The sequence below is a fragment of the Streptomyces sp. NPDC058086 genome (assembly GCF_042885015.1).
GTDB lineage: Bacteria > Actinomycetota > Actinomycetes > Streptomycetales > Streptomycetaceae > Streptomyces.
The window spans coordinates 1-1,135 of sequence record NZ_JBHVST010000308.1; the positions used below are offsets into that span (position 1 = coordinate 1).

Annotated in this window: 1 protein-coding gene and 1 pseudogene; both read left to right on the forward strand. The window is 67.7% G+C overall.

Annotated features, from left to right (window positions below; all coding sequences use genetic code 11):
* Nucleotides 1-249: pseudogene (locus tag ACFVWD_RS58475) on the forward strand (hypothetical protein); the annotation flags it as partial.
* Nucleotides 250-401: 152 nt separating this feature from the next.
* Nucleotides 402-1,135 (forward strand): transposase family protein (locus ACFVWD_RS58480; protein ID WP_389607339.1); only part of this gene is annotated, 734 nt, incomplete at its 3' end.

Here is a 1,135-nt window from a genome sequence, read left to right on the forward strand (position 1 = left end):
GCCATGAAGATCACGGCCGTAGTGATGGTGTGCCGCTCCCGCTACTGGACGGCAGCCCGCAAATGGGCAGGCCTCATCCTGGCCACACTCCTGCCCGCCACGATGAACGTGATCTGGTACCTGGCCTTCGTCGCACCCCGCAACTACGCAGTGATCGACACATGGCGCTGGCCGGGGGCCGTCGCCGGACTTCTCCTGACGTTGGCCGGCGTGGGATGGCTGTTGCGGACCAGGGATCGCCAGGCGTGATCTTTCGGTTTTGTGACAGCGGAGTGAGCGTTTTCAGCGTGGCTACTGATCGGGTGACGCCGGTCAGGTCGAGGTGGGGGCCGCAACGCACAAGGCCCCCGTGCCGTTGAGGGAGGTGTTCGAGGTCTCAACCCATCGGCACAGGAGCCCTGTTGGTTCCCTGTCCTGCCGTACTCGACTTTCCTCACGCTCTGGTCGAGTGGGTCACCATGCTCGTCGTCACCCGCGAGGGTGACCGCCGCTGCAAGCTCCCGCCGCACCAACGTGCGCTCGCCGCTCTGGTGTACCTGCGCCGCCACGATACTCCCACCAGGATCGCGGCCGGGTTCGGAATATCCGTCGGCACCGCCCACGCGTACGTCACCGTCGTGACCGGCCTGCTCTCCGAACGAGCCCCCGGCCTCCTCAAGACGCTGCGTGAGCACGATCCGGAGTTCGTCCTGCTGGAGGGGACCCTTGCCGAATGCGACCGCGTCGGCGACAGCCGGGCGGACTACTCGGCCAAGCACCGCCGGCACGGCGTGAACGTCCAAGTCGTCACCGATCCGACCGGCGAGCTGCTATGGATCTCGCCCGCCCTGCCGGGCCGCACTCACGACCTCACCGCGGCCCGCACCCACCGCATCATCCGGATCTGCGAACGCCAGGGCGTCCCCGTCCTCGCCGACCGTGCCTACACGGGCGCCGGCCCCTGGGTCACCACCGGACTCAAACGCCCGCCGGGCGGTGAACTCACTCTCACCCAGCGCACCGTCAACCGAGCCCTGGCCGCGGCGAGGGCACCGGTCGAACGCGGCATGGCACGGCTGAAGTCCTGGCAGATCTTCCGCAGATCCCGCATCAGCCCCAACCGCATGACCCTCATCACCAAAACCGTCCTCACCCT